The following is a 17044-nucleotide window of genomic DNA, read 5'->3' on the forward strand; positions in this document are numbered from 1 at the left end:
TCCACCCATTCACCCATCGACTCAAAGTTAACAATCTACTAGGGTAAAAACTGCCTACAAGGCGTAAACCTGCCCGTCAATCAGCAAGCGGGTGATGCCTTTTGCCTGTAAATGGGGCGCGGCTTTTTGCAGAACTCGGCTATCTGGTACTTTAATCACCCGCTGTGTGCGAATGTTAGAAAACCGCCTCGCAACCCGATGGTTATCAAACACGGGTAGCGTTCTCTCTTGAATCTCATCCGACGGGATCTGCCCCAACTCAACAAACTCGCTCAGCGGACGGGCCACAAGCTCGGCTGAGCGATCAACCACGAGATAACACGTTCTTGGGATTGCTGCCTCTGCGATCGGTAACACATGAATAAACTCTGTGGCGCTGAGATGAATTGAGGGCAACACAGAGACATCATCCCCATCTTCCTCATCTTCGTCGTCAAATTCACCGCTCAAGGCTGAGTCAAGATCATCTTCGTCGTCCTCGTCGTCCTCGTCGTCTAACCCGTCGCTAGTCTGAAGCAGCAAATCGGCTCCGATCACCTTCTTAACGGTTGGTGCAGACTTCTCAACTTCCCCAACTTCTTCAGAATCGACGAGTGGTTCGCTGGCGTCATCTTCAGCCTCTAGCGATCGTTGCCGCGCCCCACTTTGCGGCATCGTGGAAGAACGCCGCAACACCGGAGCCGTGACTTTTCTTGGTTCTGGTTCAACAATTGGCTTCACCTCTGCCAACGGCTCAGCCGCTACAGGTTCTGGCTCTAGTAAGTTGCCCTGAACCGTGACCTCCGAGCTAAACCGAGCGGTTCGCTTCTGTTGGATCAAGCGTTCATACTCGTCAGACGACAAACTTGTTTTGAGAATGCGGCTAATCGTTGTGTTGCTAACGCCGTACTGCTCTGCTAACGTCAACGTGGTGTGTCCTGGTTGGCGGTACAGTTCTACAATGTCCTGTTTATCCGAATCTGTCAGTCTGCGAGAACTCATACCTAAGAGCGCCGATGCTTAAGGGGCGATCGCGAAGATTACTGACTCTATTCTATGTCGAAGGTCGCAATCAGGGAAAACAAAGAAGGCAGAACTCCTTCATTCTGCCTTCGTCTAGCGTTAACGTGTGTGCTTACGCTCTTCTGCGCCCTCCAGCCCGCCGCGATCGACTGAGGTCGTATTCAAGCACTGCCCCAATGCCAAACAAAACTCCACTAAAAATCCAGAATAGCTCTAGCAAGCCGCCGCTCTGATAGTTGGGATACCCTGGAAACAGCGGACTGGTCGCATACTTAAGCCACATGTCTGCAATGTAGAGCGAGAACGCAGCAGCAGCAATCATCCGCCACGATTGGGAAAACCGTCCGCCCCAAAAGGCAAGCAGCAACGTAGTTGCCACGATAATGATGAAGACGTCGGCAATCACGTAGAAGTAGTTTACGAAGGCTTTCAAGGGGCTGAGCACTGCTTCGATCGCATTTACCCATTCGGGTGCAGGCGGTTGGGCGGCTGCGGCGGTTGCTGCTGGAGTAGCAATGGGTGGAGTAACGAGACTGGCAGGACTTGGCTCAGGGCTGACCTGAAGTTGAGGCGTTGGAATGACGCGCAGCTTGGGTGACGCTTGAACACTGGGTTGGGGTGACGCAACCCCAGGCTTTTGAGGAACTTTAATGGGAGCCGGTTGCGCGGCAGCCGGCGCGATGCCAAACAGATCTACTTGGGGAACAGTCTGGGCATTGCCTGCGATCGTAATCCAGGTGACGAGGGCAATGTTCACCGCCGCAATGCCGCTCACGATCATCCACTGCCACAGTTCTAAATTGAGGCGGCGGCTGGCAAATGCCATCACCATCCCCCAGCCCAAACAGATATACGCAAGAATGTAGAAAAAATCGCCAGGAGACACGTCGGGTTCCTGATGAAACACCACCTCCCAAACGGTAAACAAAATAGTACCCAAGGCATAAAACAGCATTCCTAGCCCAATGCCAAGCCAGACCTTCCGTCCACTAACAATTTGTGGACTCAACCAATTCCTCAAACACAGCACGGCTGCCGAGAGAAACGCAACAATTTCAAACACGGCTGTTCCAAGCAGATACCAGCTTTCACGGTCTTTGCCAGGGTCAGAAACGCTAAACAGCAGAAAAAATAGAAGTGCTAAGACCGCCCAAATGATTTCTGCAAATACGATCGTTTGCACCGATGCAGATTTGCTCGCAGATTTTCCTAGTGAACTACTCATAAAACAGTGAGAAAGGGGATGAAGGAGAACGATAGCGACGCGACGTAACCGAGCAGACGACTACTGCCATAGCTTGCCTACAGACGACTGATTCATCCAGTTGATAAATCGAGTGCGTTCCATTGGTGGAAGGTCTTGCAGAGCATCTAAAATGCGCGACACAAACGGAGATTTGCCAAAATACGCTTTGCCGAGACGATGCAGTTCTTGAAGCAGCAGACTCAAATGCTTTTCTTGCCAAACAGGAGTCTCTAAGCTGTTGAGCGGATCAACACTCAGCAGTTGTTTGACCGCTTCTCGCGTCTCTGCCTGGGGAAATCGCCCTCTTGAGAAGACCTCCGCAATATCTTTTTGAAAGGTTGCCGCTTGCTTTGTGCCCATGAAATCTTCGATGTCGATGTAAACCGCTTGCACCATCAGCAGTCCCGCTTGGATAAATATTGCGGGTGGCGTCCCTCCGGCAACCATAGGAGCAGGGGGGGTGTCGTTGCCTAACTGATCAAGGCGAATTTTGCCCCAGATACTGTAGCGCTCTGGTTCTTCTAGGAGAACGCAAGCCTTTCCCTGGTTGTCGGTCAGATCCCGCCAAAATGCCCTTGCCTCTTCTTCTTGGTTGGCTTGGAACATACTGATGAGCCGAAAGGTCTGCCCCTGATAGGACAGAATCGGAACTTTTTGATCACGTTTAGGATGTTGAACATTGGTGATTTCAACGTCCTGCCGTTTCAGGATGAACATAGACCAGCTAGAGGAGGGGGTAGGGGTATGGAGGGGTGGGCGACAGGAAAGCAAACTCCCCTGGAACCGTTGCTATTATGCCTGCGATCGCTAGAATTGACGCGACCACCCAAAAATCAAAGCCCGCAGTGCACTAGTCAACGAGTGACCCACTCCCTTCAATTCCCTTTTTTTGGCTGTCAATTTACACATCCTTCATAAAAATTGAGCCAATGAGCAAATCTACGGATATTCGGATTTATACCGATCGGTGACGCCCTGATCGTTGGATTCTCTACCCCGCTTTGTCGCGATCGCCAAAATATTCGGATTTATACCAATCGGTTGAGCACGATCGGTTGAGTCTAGCTATCCCCGTTCTCTCCCACGATGCCCCTTGTTCTCCCGTTTTCCACAATTCCGAATTCCAAATCATCCCTCTCCCGTTTATCATATTTAAATAAGTTTCCTGGGGTACTTAGCTCAGTGGATAGAGCAACCGCCTTCTAAGCGGTCGGTCACAGGTTCGAGTCCTGTAGTACCCGTTAATTTAAGCAACGCCTAAGAAACCTCCTTCAAGGTGAGAGACTGGCGCGGGAGAAATTTCTACTGGTTTATAGAACACGCTGATAGTTTAAGAGAACTAGTAGGACGAATTCTGTCACAAAATTCCGGCACAATGGGGCAGGGTGTTTTGAATCCTGAATTTTGAATCCTGAATAAGGAGGGTGAATTTGTAGCGAAGGACTTTTGTTATGGCACAAAGCGGTGACCTAGCCCGTCATGGAACCTGAATCGAGGAACGCATGAATTTTTTTGATGTACCCCATCTACGGCAGGCAATTGAATATCCAGGATTCTGGAGCGGCTTATTTTTCATCTGGAAAATTGTTTTTGCAGAATCTGGGCGGCTTGTAAGGTTTTTCTTGTCGGGAGACAGCAATTTTACGAAAAACACGGGGGTGGTCGGTGATTTTAGCGCGGTTTATCCCTGTCGCGCAGACGTTTGCGCCGATCGTGGCAGGAATTGGCACCCGATGCACGATCGCTCCTTTTTGCCTTATAACGTGGTGGGCGGACTACTTCGGATGTTTGGCATTCCCTCCTTGGCTACTGATTAGGACAAGTTCTGCCTGCCGACCCACTCGACAAGTACCTCTTGCCGATTATTCTAATGATGATTGTTTGATGATTGTTGCCTCGTGATTACCGTTTGTTTTCACATCTACCAAGATTGGAACTTTAACCCACATTGAAACATCGCTCTAGCTACTGGCAAATTCTTCCCTACGTGCGCCCTCAGTGGAAAACCATTGCACAGGCGACGGCGTGTACCTTGGTGCTGACGGCAACGTGGCCTGTGTTGGCATGGCTGGCAAAGCAGATGTCTGAGCTTGTCGCGGCGGGACGGGTAAGCGCGGTGGCTGAGCTAGCGGGTTTTGCGGCGCTGGTTTGGGCAAGTCAAAAACTGGCTCAGTATGGGCAGGATACGCTGATGGCAAAGGCGGCGCTGTCGATCGCGCTGCAACTCCGACAACGAACCTACGCGCATATTCAGCAGCTAAGTTTAAGCTATTTTGAAACGGCACAAACCGGGGACTTGGCGTATCGGCTGACCGAAGATGTCGATCGCATTGGCGAAGTGATTAACAAAGTCTTTCATCAGTTTGTGCCAAATGTGCTGCGGCTGGTGATTATGCTGATTTACATGGTCATTCTCAACTGGCAGCTTACTCTGGCAACGCTGATTGTGGCTCCTCTGATGGCATTTTTGATTGCCTGGTTTGGGGAGCAGTTGCGGAAGCTTTCGTATAAAAGCCAAAGCCGGGTTTCGGATCTGTCGGCGCTGCTGATCGAGATGTTTAGCGGGATTCGGCTTGTGCAAGCCTTTGCTGCCGAGGAGTATTCGATCGATCGCTTTAACCATGCCGCGAAGCGAAACTGGCAGGCAAAATATGGAACCGAGCGTCTACGAGCGATTCAATATCCGGTAGTGGGGTTTTTAGAAGCGCTGAGTATGCTGTCGCTGTTGCTAGTTGGCGGCTATCAGATCTCGCAGGGCAATTTAACGGGGAGTGGCTTTATTAGCTATATCGTTGCGGTGGTAATTTTGTTTGAGCCAATTGCAACGGTGACGAACAACTACAACGAGTTTAAGCAAGGAGAAGCATCGGTCGATCGCATCTTTGAGCTAATCAGGCTGAAGCCGTCGATTGTGGAACAGCCCAACGCCCTGCCCTTACCTGCTGTGAATGGCAAGGTTGAGTTTGACAGGGTGAGCTTTGCCTATCAAGCGGGGAGACCGGTGCTGCAAGAGTTGAGTTTGCGGGTGCTGCCGGGAGAGATGGTGGCGCTCGTGGGAAGTTCTGGAGCCGGAAAAACTACGCTTGTGAATTTGATTCCTCGCTTTTACGATCCGCAAGCCGGAGAGATTTGGGTGGATGGCGTGAATATCCGGGATGTGTCTCTTAAAAGTTTGCGGCGGCAGATCGGAATTGTGCCCCAGGAGACGACGTTGTTCACAGGGACGATCGCGCAAAATATTGCCTTCGGACAGCCGAAATTTGAATTAGATGTGGTGAAGGAAGCAGCGAAGATTGCGAATGCCCATCAGTTTATCAGTCAGTTTCCGGACGGGTATAACACATGGGTGGGGGAACGAGGAGTGAATTTATCGGGTGGGCAGCGACAGAGGCTTGCGATCGCACGAGCCGTCTTGCTCGATCCCCGCATTCTGATTCTCGATGAAGCAACCTCTGCCCTCGATTCTGAGTCTGAAGCATTGGTACAAGAAGCCCTCGAACGAATCATGGAGAGCCGAACGGTCTTTATTATTGCCCATCGGTTAGCGACTGTTCGCCGGGTCGATCGTATTTTAGTGCTCGAAAAAGGGCGCGTGGTCGAGTCTGGAACCCATCAGGAACTCCTTGCCGAAGGCGGACGGTATGCAGGGTTCTATGCTCAACAGTTTAGCTGAAGTGGCAAGGTGTGCCGTAGGTTTGAGACGATGTTGGTTGACCATGAGGTTGATCGAGATACAAAGCCCTTCTCTTTAGAAAAAAGGGCTAAAGTCGGCGCAGTTGGGTGATCCGACGCGGCAAAATTGATCAGCCAATCAGGGTCTAGCCAATCAGAGTCTAGAGGGTAGAGCTTTAGAAACAGCCATCACCGAGCCGCATCTAGATCCGTGATGGTAGTGCCAAAGTGCTTACATTGGGCGGTTTGGCGGGTCGATAATCCCATCTGTTTTAGCAACCGATTGACATGGCGATCGCTAATTTCTACCCCCGTTTCCTTGACCAAATGTCTCTGCAACCAGTGGGCAGTCCAGCGCTCAAACGGGTAGCCAAACTGTTTGGGGCTATGGCTAACTAACTCCTTTAGCCGAGTTAGATAGTGGTCGTTAATGGTCTTCGGGCGACCTACAGAAGAGGTCTTCCAAGAACGCTCGGCAAAAGGTTGAACGTGCTGTTGAACACTATTTTGCATGGGGAACACTCCTATCGTTCAAACCAACAGTTGGGCTTAAAACTGACGAATCTGCAAACAAATTTTGGCAACGTTCCCTGATCTAAAATATGTTAAAAACAATACATTCTCTCGCCTAAAAAGCTGAGAGTTTCTACGTTTTTACTTTCAGGCTAGGTCTAACTCAAGCCATGTCTAAAAAGCCATTTTTTAGGTATTGAGCCATTAGAACTTAACCTCAATAATCACCGTGTAGGCAGATAGATGCGATCGCTTCTTAATCTAAAAATAAACTTACTAGATTACAAATTATTTCGCAACCTGTATTTACAAACAAAAGACCAAATTATTTAGAAACCCTCATTTTCTTGGATCAAAACTAAAACTTAAAACCAGAAGTAAGAGAATTGACATCTGTATTTATTATCTAAGTTCTAAAAACGTATTTCTACTCGATGAATTAAGAAATACTGAGTATAAATAATTTGTATTTGGTCAAAGCTAAGATTAGGAGTGTCAGAGAATGCTTGGAAGGATCGAATCGGGTTTCAAAACATTGTTTTAAACATTATTGTCAGCTTTCTTGTTGCTCGTGTGAGGCTAATAGCATGGGAATGCCCTGTGAAGTTAATTGTATTTTAAAGTTGAGTGCTGGCACCGGGTACCCGACAAAACTGGTGCTGCACAGCGAACATCAAGCCACAAAGCCAGGATATCGAATTTTTGCGATCGATCTGCCAATTCCGTTAGTAGACGAAAACTGGCTTACCCATGCTGATGTGGTGATTGATCACCTCGCGTGGCAACAAAAGCAAACTCAGCTTACCTTCAGAATTGTCCGAATTTATACACAACCGTTTGCAATGAAAGAGGTTTAACTGCCGCTGCACCGCTGCTGCCAATCGGGAACAAAGGTTTGCCGTGATGCTAACGATTGCAAGCGATCGCGGTAAGCTTGTAGCGTCGTGCGGTAGGGGGATGCAGCCGGTGGCGCAGATTGCAGCGCTTGATCAACGACCAGAATTGCCTGCTGCCAATTTTGGCTACAGGTTGCTTGCAGCAATTGCTGATCTAAAATGCCTGTCGATCGCGATGAACCCACGATCGTAATTCTCGAAAATTGCTGAGTGCTGTTTACCCTGGGGATAGGGAAGTTAGATTGCGATCGTGGCGCTGAATCACGAACGACAACCCCCGGTGAAATGACAGTGCGTTTTGTGCCAAGGTCGGATGGAATGATCAGGAGAATTTGGGAGCCAAGTGGAGCAAAATCTGGGCTAAAACTGGGGTCACTTAGTTCTTCTACCGTCGGAGCGACCTGATCAAAAATGACGGGAGGCACAGCAGACGCGCCATTCTCGAAATCAAAATTTGGCTTGCCCAACTGCGACTCTTGACCCAACTGCGACTTTGGATAAGAACTCGGAATCGAAAGGCTCGATCTGCTTGGATGGTGGCTCGGTGAGTAAATCGGTGAATAAAATTGCGCGATTTGTGCGATCGCAGGAGAACTGTAAAGCGCGATGATGCCGCTAATTGCCAACCCTCTGTTCACAATGCCCCCTGCGATCGCGGCTCCATTCATCATGATTTTCTCCAGAAGAAAAGCTTGTTCTTAGCATTAAACATTTGAGCAAGAGTTGCCTCTACTCAGTGAAAGAAATTAGACCACTTGAACGGCAACATAGGGTGTCAAACGAAGTATGTCCTGAGAAACAAACACCCGATTGAAACAGGGAACCGAGACGGTGGAGAAACCATCTAAGATCCCGTGCCATCGTTAAGAATCGCAACTAGTCTGTCACCCATTTTCCACACCCAATCCTCCGGTACATTAAACTAGTCTACGCCCGTAGTTTCTGTTGCATAAAATGAAAACTTGGAAAACGTTTGGAGTCTTCGCACTGTTAGGAATTGCCCTGAGTTGGCTAGTGAGTTGTAGCCCTGGAAGGGTTTCTTCGGGTGGGGCACAAGGCTCTGGCACGGGAGAAGTCGAATTTTGGACGATGCAACTGTCTCCTCAGTTTGATGACTATTTCAAACCTCTAATCGCAACCTTTGAGAAAGAAAATCCTGGCACCAAAATCCGGTGGGTAGATGTGCCGTGGGCAGAAATGGAGCGCAAAATCTTAACGGCGGTGGCGGCAAAAACTGCGCCGGATGTCGTCAATCTAAATCCTGGTTTTGCCTCTCAATTAGCCGAACGAAACGCTTGGATGACCTTAGATGACAAAGTACCTGCCGAGGTCAGACAGCAGTATTTTCCTAACATTTGGCAAGCCAGCATTCTCAACAATCAAACATTTGGTATTCCGTGGTATTTAACAACGCGAGTTGCGATTTACAACACCGATATTTTTAAGCAAGCTGGGGTAAATACTCCGCCAGCAACTTACGCAGAGTTGGCGCAAGCGGCAAAACAAATTAAAGATAAAACCGGCAAATATGCGTTTTTTGCAACGGCAGTTCCGGGAGATTCGGGGGAAATTATGGAGTCGTTTGTGCAGATGGGGGTTCAGCTTGTGGATGCCCAAGGCAAAGCGGCGTTTAATTCTCCTCAAGGGAAAGCGGCATTTCAGTATTGGGTTGATCTCTATAAAAATGGCTTGATGCCGAAAGAAGTGCTCACCGAAGGACATCGCCATGGGATTGATCTTTACCAGCAAGGCGGAACGGCGGTTTTGGCATCGGGTGCAGAGTTTCTAAAAACCATTGCCAAAAATGCACCTACGATCGCGCAGGTTTCTGATTCTGCGGCTCAAATCACGGGCGAAACCAACAAAAAGAATGTGGCAGTGATGGATTTGGTGATTCCCAAAGACACCGACCAACCCGATGCGGCACTGAAGTTTGCGCTATTTGTGGCGAACAACGCAAATCAGCTTGCCTTTGCAAAAGCGGCGAACGTGTTGCCCTCCACCGTTAGCGCTGCGTCTGACCGCTATTTTACGACCATGCCTGCCAACGCCACTGCGATCGACAAAGCCAGAATTGTGAGTGCGGGTCAGCTTAAGGATGCTGAAGTGTTGATTCCGGTGATGAAGGATGGCAAGCTGCTGCAAAAGACGATTTATGAGAACTTGCAGGCTGCGATGCTCGGTCAAAAATCGGTGGATCAAGCGATCGCAGATGCTGCCCAAACTTGGAATGCGCGATCGTAGGTTTAGCCAGACCGCCGTTCTTCCGAAAACATGACGGTCATTTTATAAGCTTATTCGGAACCTTGTGGTGTTTGCGTTTTTGCTAAAAAGTCTCCGATGAGATAGAGCGATCCGCACAACACCACGAGTTTTTTATCGTTGTTTTCTTCGCACCTAGTGGCATCCAATCCGGCAAAAACATCTTGATAATTTTGACAGTCAACTAATCCTGGGCAAGTTTGGGTTGCCAACGTTACCAACTGCTTTGGCTCAGCAGAACTATGCCCCGGAACTGGAACTAAGTAGAGCGAATCTCCAGGCTGCAAGAGCGCTTTGAAGATATCGCTATGATCTTTAGTAGATAGCATTCCCATTACCCAATGGATAGAGGGTTTATTTAAGGTGTCGATGTAATCTCGTAACGCTTTAGCGCTCTCAACGTTATGTGCGCCATCAATCAAGATCTTATGTTTTTTCCAGTCACACCACTGTAACCGCCCTGCCCATTTTGTTTTCTCAATGCCGTTGATGATGTTGTGATCTGAAATGTTCCAACCGGTGGCTTTGAGGTGAAAAAGAGTTGCGATCGCAAGTCCTACATTCTGTCTCTGCACTGCGGCAGGTAATGGAGGATAATACTGAATTCCATCGTATTCAACCTGCCCGGTTGCCAACGGCTGGCTCGAACGTGGGGTAATCAACAGGCAAGATAAGGCTTTAATGCGTTGACCAATCACGGTTTGGGCGTCTGAAGGAAGGGTTGAGAGTGCCACCACTGCCGGACAGTTTGGCTTGAGGATTCCCGCTTTTTCAGCAGCGATTTGCGCGATCGTATCTCCTAATCGCTGCCAGTGTTCGCGGCTAATCGAGGTGATGATACTAGCGATCGGGCGATCCACCACATTCGTGGCATCAAGCCGCCCACCGAGACCTACTTCTACGATCGCCATGTCCACCGCTTGCTCTGCAAAGTAAAGCCACATTGCTGCCGTAATAACTTCAAACTGAGTCGGAGACGGCTGTTTGGGATCAATTGCCGCTTGCACCTTTAGCAAAACGCGATACAGATCATCTGGTGAAATTGGCTGCCCATTGATACAAATTCGTTCGCACCAGTGAATTAAATGAGGCGAGGTATAACGCCCTACCTTATAGCCTGCCTCTGCTAAAACGGAAGATAAATAAGCGCACACAGAGCCTTTACCATTGCTGCCTGCAACATGAATAATCGGCACATGATGCTCCGGATGGTCTAATGCCGCAAGAAGCGTCAGGCTGGCTTCAAGCCCCAGATTGACCCCGAATAATTCAAACTGTTGTAGAAATTGTTCAACCTTTAACATGCTGTAGGATGCTATTCGATGGGGAGAGGGTTGAGGTGAGAGCAATACAAGGTATCTTAATGTTTAATTGAGTCTATCTACTTATTCTAAAGCGATTGTTTATGAGTTGAATCAACGGATGGTACTTAGCTTAAATTAAACGATCAAATCTACAGATTGCTAACTCAATATGGTATCTTCCAAGTTTAGAAATAGGTATATCGCAATCGATGAAAAAACTGTTGGTTTCTGGATTTCTCTTACTATCGCTTTTACCATTGGCGGCATGTTCTAATCATTCTTCTCCTAGCTCATCTGCTAATTCTGCTGCACAAGCCAAAACCTTTGTGACAGGCGCGATTCCCGACCAAGACCCTGAAAAACTCCAGCGACTCTACGGCAAGCTCTCTAGCTATTTAGAACAAGAATTGGGAGTAGCAGTGAGCTATCAGCCCGTCACCGATTATACCGCTGCCGTGACTGCATTTAAGGTGGGAGATTTAGATATGGTGTGGTTTGGCGGTTTAACGGGGGTGCAAGCCCGGCTGCAAGTGCCTGGCGCGGAGGCTTTATCTCAGCGAGATATTGATGCTCGGTTTCATAGTGTCTTGATCGCGAACAAAAATAGCGCTCTTAAGCCGATGAGGGATGCTCAAGAATTGACCAACCTTAAAGGGCGCACCTTCACATTTGGGAGTGAGTCGTCAACCTCTGGTCGGTTGATGCCGCAATATTTTCTACAGCAGGCAGGGGTTACCTTAACCGATTTCAAAGGACAAGCAGGATTTTCTAAAAACCACGATGCCACAATCGAGCTTGTGACTGCCGGAACCTATGACGCTGGTGCGCTGAACGAGCAAGTTTGGCAGAAACGCTTGATGGAAGGCAAGATCGATCAGAGCCGGGTAGAAGTGATTTGGCGATCGCCAGAATATTACGACTATCATTGGGTGATCAATCCAAGTGTAAAGCAGCGCTTTGGAGAAGATTTTCCCCAAAAAGTGCAGGCGGCGTTGATGAAGCTTGACCCCACTGTGCCGGAGCAAAAGGAGATTTTGGAGTTGTTTGGCGCGGAGAAATTTATAGCGACGAAGAATGAGAATTATGCTCAGATTGAGCAGGTTGGGCGAGAGATTGGCAAAATTAAGTAGGCGCGATCGCACTCGCCAATCTGAGATCCTCGCTGGGGCAGTTGGGATTGAAGGCTGCCTGAGATTCTATAGTTAAAGTTGCATAATGAATTGAGTTCCTTAACGCCGTCTACCGATGTCATCGGCTCCTGTGATTTCCCTCGATCGTGTTACGTTTCGGTTTGGGCAGTTTGTTGCTTTAGCCGACGTTTCGCTGCACATTGGGATGGGGCAACGGGTGGCACTTGTGGGGTCGAGCGGAGCCGGAAAGAGTACGCTGATTCGATTGATGAATGGAACGCTGCAACCCACACAAGGAGAAATCCGAGCGTTTGGGCAGGAATTAAGCCAACTTAAACCGCAACGTCTTCGCCAAATTCAACGCCAAATCGGAACAATTTATCAGCAATTACATTTAGTTGATAATCTGCGAGTGATTCATAACGTCAATGCTGGGCATCTAGGGCGGTGGTCTTTTTGGAAAGCATTGATCTCTCTAGTTGTGCCGCTTGATCTGCCCACAGCAACGAATGCCTTAACTCAAGTTGGCATTTTAGAAAAGCTCTACGAGCGTACTGATCGGCTTTCTGGAGGGCAACAGCAGCGCGTCGCGATCGCGCGAGTTCTTGTCCAAGATCCTCTGGTGATTCTCGCCGATGAACCCATTTCGAGCCTCGATCCCCAACTCAGCCGCGATGTCATGGAGCTTCTATGCCAGATCTGTGAACCATCGAACCGTTCGCTGGTTGTGAGTTTGCACAATATTGAGTTTGCTTTGCGCTACTGCGATCGCATCATTGCTCTGCGCCACGGTCGGCTCCTGTTCGATGCTCCAACTGGGTCGGTATCTAACGAAATGATCGCTGATCTATATCGTCTCTAAGCCATGACCAAACCTGCATCCCGATTTTTCATCGCTCCATCGCTTTTGTGGGGTTTGGTAGGTTTAGCTGCGATCGCGCTGTCGCTCTGGCAAGCTGGGCTTTTTCGCCAAGCCGTTTTCAATCTGAATGGATTTCCGTTATTGTGGCGATTCGTTGTCGCTAGTGTTCATCCTGATGTAAGCAGAAATTTGCTAGATATTACACTGCGAGCGTCATTAGTCACGTTGGCTTATGCAGTCTGCGGAACGTTTTTCAGCGTTGTAATTGGTGCTGTAGCAGGGGTATTCTGTTCAGAAGTTTGGTGGCTAGAAGTCCTCCAAGCCAACCACTTTAGGTACGCTGGCTTTCAAATTATTCGCGCTTTGCTAGCCTTTCCTCGTGCGATTCATGAATTGATTTGGGGTTTGTTTTTTCTCAATATTTGGGGACTCGATCCGCTCGTGGCAGTGGTTGCGATCGCAATTCCATTTGGAGCAATTACCGCAAAAGTGTTTTCAGAAATTCTAGACGAAACGCCAAGACAGCCCTTGTTAGCACTGATCAATAGTGGTGTTGCTCCGCTAGCTGCGTTTCTCTACACGCTGTTGCCACAAGCGTTTCTAAATTTGCTATCTTACTCGTTTTATCGATTTGAGTGCTCTATTCGTGCTGCTGCTGTGCTTGGTATCATCGGTGCGGGTGGATTGGGATATGAAATTCTTCTAAGTTTGCAATCGCTTCGCTATGAGCAGTTATGGACATTTTTTTATGCGCTGTTTTTTCTAAATGGCTGCGTTGACTTTGCAAGTGCAGCCCTTAGAACCCAGCTAGGATGCGCCAGTCGCATTGATCTCAATGCCCACCACCCACCGAGCCGCAATCGGCAAAACAGCCATCGCATTTTCGGTTTGTTTCCCATCGCGATCGCAGGGGTAGCCCTGAGTTTTTGGTACATTCAGCCCGATTTTAGTAAAGTTTGGTCGCCGCGATCGCAGCAACTTTTTAATCAGATCGTCCAAGCTTCGCTACCCCTCGACTTTAGCGCTCTCCCTCACCTCATGCCGCTCTCTCTTGAGACGGTTGCCATGTCTGTGCTGGCGATCGCGATCGCAGCCATCGGTGGACTGTTGCTAGCGTTTCCGGCAACCCAAAATTTCTTTCTTCTCAGCAGAGTGCTCAATCGCTATCGCGGCGACCGTCTTCTTCCTCACGTCATGCTGGCGACTGCTAGAATAGTACTGCTGCTCTGCCGTGCCATTCCCGCCCCTATTTGGGCGCTGGTCGCCCTCTACGTTTTGTTTCCTGGAATTTTGCCCGGCGCGGTTGGGCTGGGGTTGCACAACCTTGGAATTTTAGGCAGGCTGTTTGCAGAAGTGATCGAAAATCTAGAGCAACCCCCGCTTGAGGCGCTCAAGGCTGGAGGAGCGCCAGATTCTCTCGTTTTTCTGTATGGCGTCTTACCGCTCACCATGCCTCGCTTTCTCGCCTACACGTTATATCGGTGGGAAGTCTGTATGCGCGAAACTGTAATTGTTGGGTTAGTGGGTGCAGGTGGGTTGGGGCGCGCGCTCACCGAACAGCTAAGTAGTTTTGACTATCCATCTTTGGGCGTGACGCTGAGTGCGTTTTTGGTGTTAACGTTTCTGGTGGATTGGATCAGCGCCACCGTGCGGCGATCGCTAAGAGCATCCTCATGAGTTCCATGTTTCAAGCTAATGAATGAGCTTTACCACGGCTGGCAAATTGAAGTTGCGACAGAATCCGACGGATTTTCGTTTCAATGCTGGCTGCCTGGAAATCGGCTTGCAGTGAGCGATCGCAAGATTTATGCATCGATAGAATTAGCGCGGCTCGCTGCCCAGACAAGAGCCGATACCGAATCTGCAAAATGGTCGCTCCGGCGCTGGTATGCCACCTGCATCGAAAAGCGGCTCCACGTCGATGAGGTTCTGTCGTTAGAGTATTTAATCGTAGAAACGTTGGGCTAGCCACCCCGGCAACGAAGGGAAGATTCCACCTCAGCACCCCGGCGGCTATCTAAAAAAGCCTCTCCGCTGACGGGCGAAAAGGCTTGAAGAAATGATTCGAGTGCCGCGGATCGAATGGGTAGAACCTACGCCTGACGGGAGTAATATTCCACCACCAGCAGTTCGTTGATCTGGAGGGCAACCCACTCTCGATCAATAATGTTGTTCACCTTTCCGGTGAGCTTGCTCTTATCAAACTCCAGGTGGCTTGGCAGATTTGCTAAGCCGGGGTACTGAAGATTTGCCTCGACAAGCTTTCTAGAGCGATCGCGATCGCGCACACCAATCACATCCCCCGCACGGCACTGATAGCTAGCAATATCCACCACACGACCATTGACGGTAACGTGTCCATGGTTTACCAACTGCCGCGCGCCCGGAATCGTCGCTGCCATGCCCATCCGAAAGACGGTGTTGTCTAACCGCATCTCTAGCAGTTGCAACAAGACCTGCCCAGTAGAACCCGCCGCCCGACGTGCTTTCCGCACATAGCGCAGCAGTTGGCGCTCGGTCACACCATAATTAAAGCGAAGCTTCTGCTTTTCATCCAACCGGACTGCATATTCAGACCGTTTTTTGCGGTTTTGCCCGTGTTGTCCGGGGGGATATGCCCGTCTGGGGGTTTTGCGAGTCAGACCCGGTAAGTCTCCTAAGCGACGCGCAATTCGTAAACGCGGACCTCGATATCGCGACATGAAATTTCCTCGTGTACTCGAAAGAAGATTTTGACAACTTTACTAGTATAAGGCTTTGAGTTGACATCGGGGAAGTCTATTTTTTGTTTGTTGAATTCTGGTACCTTGAGTTCTGACAAACAAACAAGAGTCTGACTTAGGTTTCGCTTCACCTTAGAGTTGGAATACCTACTAAGAGTTGGAATACCTGCTAGGTAAGAAACATAATCGTTCAGGTAGATACATCCCCAAAACGACCCAATGGAGAAGCAGCCGCTCAGGTTAATCGCAGGTTTCGTCTCAATGCTGGTTGCGCTCAGTGTTACTGTCTATGGGTTTGCTTCAGAGTATGGGTTTGCTTCAGAGTTTCGCGAAGCCCCTCGCCCCCCCGCCGGACTGGTCTATATCGGGGAACCGGCGCAAGTGGTGGTCAATTCTAGCTTTGTCAGCCCCCTTGTAGAAGTGTTTGGAGATGTGGCGATCGGGCAGAAGAGCTTTGTCGCGAGTAACACCATTATTCGGGCTGACCCCGGAACGCGAGTGTGTATTGGCAACGAAACGAATCTACAAGACAACATTTTGGTTTTGGGATCGCGCTCATTGCCGTCCCCGTCATCGTTCTGCGGCAGCCGCTCTAGCAGCACTCAAGAGCGAACTAGCATTGCTCACCAAGCGGTGATTGTCAATTCTCGGATTGGGAAATTTGCATTTGTTGGGTTTCGATCGCGCATCACCAACAGCATTCTCGAAGACGGAGCCTTTGTGCTGCATGGGGCAACCGTGACAGGGGTGCGGATTCCTAAAAACCGCTTGGTGGCCATTGGGCAAACCCTCACGACGCAGGCTCAAGCCGATGCTCTGCCGTTCAAAAGTGAAGCTCACAGCGCCTTTCAGGAAGACGTTTTGGAGGTAAACGAAGAGTTTGCAGAACACTATTCTGAGTTGTGTGAGACCGAGGGCTGTGATGCTGTAACGGGCGTCAGTATTGCACCCCGCACCTCGTGGAATGCGAACCCCGTCAAGCCGACGCTAGGAGTGGGGGTTTGGGTAGAAGAATTTGCTCGGCTTGTAGGGGATGTGCGCTTGGGAGCCAATAGCGTTGTAGGACGCCGCACCTCGATTCGGGCAGATGAAGGGGCACCGATTGTGATTGGTGAGAATGCAGTGATTGAAGAGCGTGTGACGTTTCATGCGCTGAAGGGAACGAGCATTCATATCGGTCGTAATTTGGCGACAGATAACAACATTGTGTTTCACGGACCGCTCACGGTCGGCGATAACCTCACGATTGGCGATGATGCGATTTTGTTTCGTTCGACGGTTGGCGATCGCGTGACGATTGGTGCGGGGGCGATCGTGGTTGGTGTAAGGCTGCGCGACGATGTTCAGATTCGCGATCGCGCGGTGATTACGACGCAAGCTCAGGCGGATGCCTTGCCCCTACGACAGGCATAAATCTAAGCGAGACGGGCGTTA

Annotated in this window: 17 protein-coding genes and 1 tRNA gene; 10 read left to right on the forward strand and 8 right to left on the reverse strand. The window is 49.5% G+C overall.

Annotation, left to right across the window (positions count from 1 at the left end; genetic code table 11):
- Positions 1–54: 54 nt before the first annotated feature.
- The 4 genes from GS601_RS13660 to GS601_RS13675 form a co-directional block, all read right to left on the reverse strand.
- The gene (locus GS601_RS13660) at positions 55–981 is read right to left on the reverse strand and encodes a transposase (protein ID WP_162423848.1); all 927 of its coding nucleotides are present in this window, start codon (positions 979–981) and stop codon (positions 55–57) included.
- Between the two features lie 133 nt (positions 982–1114).
- A complete protein-coding gene (locus GS601_RS13665; RefSeq protein WP_162423849.1) occupies positions 1115–2227 on the reverse strand; it encodes a hypothetical protein in 1113 nt (370 codons plus the stop codon).
- A 60-nt stretch (positions 2228–2287) separates the two neighbouring features.
- A complete protein-coding gene (locus tag GS601_RS13670; RefSeq protein WP_162423850.1) occupies positions 2288–2965 on the reverse strand; it encodes an Npun_F0813 family protein in 678 nt (225 codons plus the stop codon).
- A 274-nt stretch (positions 2966–3239) separates the two neighbouring features.
- Entirely contained in the window at positions 3240–3380 is a 141-nt protein-coding gene (locus GS601_RS13675; RefSeq protein WP_162423851.1) for a hypothetical protein, read from the reverse strand.
- 36 nt (positions 3381–3416) lie between these two features.
- On the opposite strand from GS601_RS13675, the gene GS601_RS13680 reads away from it, so the two are divergent.
- The 3 genes from GS601_RS13680 to GS601_RS13690 all read left to right on the forward strand — a co-directional run bounded on the left by GS601_RS13680 (position 3417) and on the right by GS601_RS13690 (position 5921).
- Positions 3417–3489, forward strand: a tRNA-Arg gene (locus tag GS601_RS13680).
- Positions 3490–3750: 261 nt separating this feature from the next.
- Positions 3751–4065 carry a hypothetical protein gene (locus tag GS601_RS13685; protein WP_202925079.1) on the forward strand — a complete coding sequence of 105 codons (315 nt, stop codon included), beginning with the start codon at positions 3751–3753 and terminating at the stop codon, positions 4063–4065.
- 131 nt (positions 4066–4196) lie between these two features.
- Entirely contained in the window at positions 4197–5921 is a 1725-nt protein-coding gene (locus GS601_RS13690) for an ABC transporter ATP-binding protein (protein ID WP_162423852.1), read from the forward strand.
- A 188-nt stretch (positions 5922–6109) separates the two neighbouring features.
- On the opposite strand, the gene GS601_RS13695 is transcribed toward GS601_RS13690, so the two are convergent.
- Positions 6110–6433, reverse strand: coding sequence for a helix-turn-helix domain-containing protein (locus GS601_RS13695; RefSeq protein ID WP_162423853.1), 324 nt, complete (start codon positions 6431–6433; stop codon positions 6110–6112).
- 587 nt (positions 6434–7020) lie between these two features.
- On the opposite strand from GS601_RS13695, the gene GS601_RS13700 reads away from it, so the two are divergent.
- Positions 7021–7290, forward strand: a complete 270-nt coding sequence (locus GS601_RS13700; RefSeq protein ID WP_162423854.1) for a DUF2584 family protein — start codon at positions 7021–7023, stop codon at positions 7288–7290.
- On the opposite strand, the gene GS601_RS13705 is transcribed toward GS601_RS13700, so the two are convergent.
- Positions 7287–8000: a hypothetical protein gene (locus tag GS601_RS13705; protein ID WP_162423855.1), complete on the reverse strand. Its 714-nt coding sequence runs from the start codon at positions 7998–8000 to the stop codon at positions 7287–7289. The genes GS601_RS13700 and GS601_RS13705 overlap by 4 nt on opposite strands.
- Positions 8001–8283: 283 nt before the next feature.
- Here GS601_RS13705 and GS601_RS13710 point away from each other — a divergent pair, with 283 nt between their 5' ends.
- Positions 8284–9573, forward strand: coding sequence for an ABC transporter substrate-binding protein (locus GS601_RS13710; RefSeq protein WP_338017039.1), 1290 nt, complete (start codon positions 8284–8286; stop codon positions 9571–9573).
- A 50-nt stretch (positions 9574–9623) separates the two neighbouring features.
- Here GS601_RS13710 and GS601_RS13715 read toward each other — a convergent pair whose 3' ends face one another.
- On the reverse strand, positions 9624–10895 hold the full coding sequence (locus GS601_RS13715; RefSeq protein ID WP_162423857.1) for a bifunctional folylpolyglutamate synthase/dihydrofolate synthase: 1272 nt from the start codon (positions 10893–10895) through the stop codon (positions 9624–9626).
- 209 nt (positions 10896–11104) lie between these two features.
- Between GS601_RS13715 and GS601_RS13720 the strand changes: the two genes are divergently transcribed.
- The 4 genes from GS601_RS13720 to GS601_RS13735 all read left to right on the forward strand — a co-directional run bounded on the left by GS601_RS13720 (position 11105) and on the right by GS601_RS13735 (position 14855).
- A complete protein-coding gene (locus tag GS601_RS13720; RefSeq protein ID WP_162423858.1) occupies positions 11105–12025 on the forward strand; it encodes a putative selenate ABC transporter substrate-binding protein in 921 nt (306 codons plus the stop codon).
- A 115-nt stretch (positions 12026–12140) separates the two neighbouring features.
- A complete protein-coding gene (locus tag GS601_RS13725; RefSeq protein ID WP_162423859.1) occupies positions 12141–12887 on the forward strand; it encodes a phosphonate ABC transporter ATP-binding protein in 747 nt (248 codons plus the stop codon).
- 3 nt (positions 12888–12890) lie between these two features.
- On the forward strand, positions 12891–14564 hold the full coding sequence (locus GS601_RS13730) for a PhnE/PtxC family ABC transporter permease (RefSeq protein ID WP_162423860.1): 1674 nt from the start codon (positions 12891–12893) through the stop codon (positions 14562–14564).
- An 18-nt stretch (positions 14565–14582) separates the two neighbouring features.
- Positions 14583–14855: a hypothetical protein gene (locus tag GS601_RS13735; protein WP_162423861.1), complete on the forward strand. Its 273-nt coding sequence runs from the start codon at positions 14583–14585 to the stop codon at positions 14853–14855.
- Positions 14856–14980: 125 nt separating this feature from the next.
- On the opposite strand, the gene rpsD is transcribed toward GS601_RS13735, so the two are convergent.
- On the reverse strand, positions 14981–15589 hold the full coding sequence (gene rpsD, locus GS601_RS13740) for a 30S ribosomal protein S4 (protein ID WP_162423862.1): 609 nt from the start codon (positions 15587–15589) through the stop codon (positions 14981–14983).
- A 240-nt stretch (positions 15590–15829) separates the two neighbouring features.
- Between rpsD and GS601_RS13745 the strand changes: the two genes are divergently transcribed.
- Entirely contained in the window at positions 15830–17023 is a 1194-nt protein-coding gene (locus GS601_RS13745; RefSeq protein ID WP_238393260.1) for an LbetaH domain-containing protein, read from the forward strand.
- Positions 17024–17044 lie beyond the last annotated feature (21 nt).

Origin of the sequence: Myxacorys almedinensis A, from assembly GCF_010091945.1 — a bacterium.
Taxonomy (GTDB): Bacteria; Cyanobacteriota; Cyanobacteriia; order Leptolyngbyales; family Leptolyngbyaceae; genus Myxacorys; species Myxacorys almedinensis.

Excerpts from the sequence above, each read along its gene's own strand:
- GS601_RS13660 (WP_162423848.1), bottom strand. The coding sequence starts at position 981 with ATGAGTTCTCGCAGACTGACAGATTCGGATAAACAGGACATTGTAGAA.
- GS601_RS13665 (WP_162423849.1), bottom strand. The coding sequence starts at position 2,227 with ATGAGTAGTTCACTAGGAAAATCTGCGAGCAAATCTGCATCGGTGCAA.
- GS601_RS13670 (WP_162423850.1), bottom strand. The coding sequence starts at position 2,965 with ATGTTCATCCTGAAACGGCAGGACGTTGAAATCACCAATGTTCAACAT.
- GS601_RS13675 (WP_162423851.1), bottom strand. The coding sequence starts at position 3,380 with ATGATTTGGAATTCGGAATTGTGGAAAACGGGAGAACAAGGGGCATCG.
- GS601_RS13685 (WP_202925079.1), top strand. The coding sequence starts at position 3,751 with ATGAATTTTTTTGATGTACCCCATCTACGGCAGGCAATTGAATATCCA.
- GS601_RS13695 (WP_162423853.1), bottom strand. The coding sequence starts at position 6,433 with ATGCAAAATAGTGTTCAACAGCACGTTCAACCTTTTGCCGAGCGTTCT.
- GS601_RS13700 (WP_162423854.1), top strand. The coding sequence starts at position 7,021 with ATGGGAATGCCCTGTGAAGTTAATTGTATTTTAAAGTTGAGTGCTGGC.
- GS601_RS13705 (WP_162423855.1), bottom strand. The coding sequence starts at position 8,000 with ATGATGAATGGAGCCGCGATCGCAGGGGGCATTGTGAACAGAGGGTTG.
- GS601_RS13710 (WP_338017039.1), top strand. The coding sequence starts at position 8,284 with ATGAAAACTTGGAAAACGTTTGGAGTCTTCGCACTGTTAGGAATTGCC.
- GS601_RS13715 (WP_162423857.1), bottom strand. The coding sequence starts at position 10,895 with ATGTTAAAGGTTGAACAATTTCTACAACAGTTTGAATTATTCGGGGTC.
- GS601_RS13720 (WP_162423858.1), top strand. The coding sequence starts at position 11,105 with ATGAAAAAACTGTTGGTTTCTGGATTTCTCTTACTATCGCTTTTACCA.
- GS601_RS13725 (WP_162423859.1), top strand. The coding sequence starts at position 12,141 with ATGTCATCGGCTCCTGTGATTTCCCTCGATCGTGTTACGTTTCGGTTT.
- GS601_RS13730 (WP_162423860.1), top strand. The coding sequence starts at position 12,891 with ATGACCAAACCTGCATCCCGATTTTTCATCGCTCCATCGCTTTTGTGG.
- GS601_RS13735 (WP_162423861.1), top strand. The coding sequence starts at position 14,583 with ATGAATGAGCTTTACCACGGCTGGCAAATTGAAGTTGCGACAGAATCC.
- rpsD (WP_162423862.1), bottom strand. The coding sequence starts at position 15,589 with ATGTCGCGATATCGAGGTCCGCGTTTACGAATTGCGCGTCGCTTAGGA.
- GS601_RS13745 (WP_238393260.1), top strand. The coding sequence starts at position 15,830 with ATGGAGAAGCAGCCGCTCAGGTTAATCGCAGGTTTCGTCTCAATGCTG.